Raw genomic sequence first — 708 nt, forward strand, 5'->3', positions numbered from 1 at the left:
ATCGTCCCGGGCCACGACGCCATCGTGCACTACGCCGCCGAGAGCCACAACGACAACTCCATCGCCGACCCGGAGCCCTTCCTTCGCACGAACGTGGAGGGCACCTTCCGCCTGCTGGAGGCCGTCCGGAAATATGGAATCCGCTACCACCACGTCTCCACCGACGAGGTCTACGGCGACCTGGCGCTCGACGACCCCGCCAAGTTCACCGAGGAGACGCCGTATAAGCCCTCGAGCCCCTATAGCTCCACCAAGGCGAGTTCCGACATGCTCGTGCGCGCATGGACCCGCACCTACGGCCTGCACACCACGATCTCCAACTGCTCCAACAACTACGGCCCCTACCAGCACGTGGAGAAGTTCATCCCCAGGCAGATCACCAACATCGTCGACGGCGTGCGCCCCAAGCTCTACGGCCGCGGCGAGAACGTCCGCGACTGGATCCACACCGAGGACCACTCATCGGCCGTCTGGGACATCCTCACCAAGGGCCGCACGGGGGAGACCTACCTCATCGGCGCCGACGGGGAGAAGAACAACATCACCGTGCTGCGCATGATCCTTGCGGCCATGGGACGCGACCCCGAGGACTTCGACTGGGTCGCCGACCGCCCCGGCCACGACCGCCGCTACGCCATCGACTCGACCAAGCTCCAGCGCGAGCTGGGCTGGAGGCCGGCCCACACCGACTTCGCCGAGGGCCTGAAG

The 708-nt window shown here is 66.2% G+C and carries 1 protein-coding gene; it reads left to right on the forward strand.

The features are described from left to right. A partial coding sequence (locus tag KSY82_RS10210) for a dTDP-glucose 4,6-dehydratase (RefSeq protein ID WP_217751129.1) occupies positions 1-708 on the forward strand: 708 nt, incomplete at both ends.

Source organism: Collinsella aerofaciens (genome assembly GCF_019131995.1).
Classification (GTDB): Bacteria; Actinomycetota; Coriobacteriia; order Coriobacteriales; family Coriobacteriaceae; genus Collinsella; species Collinsella aerofaciens_S.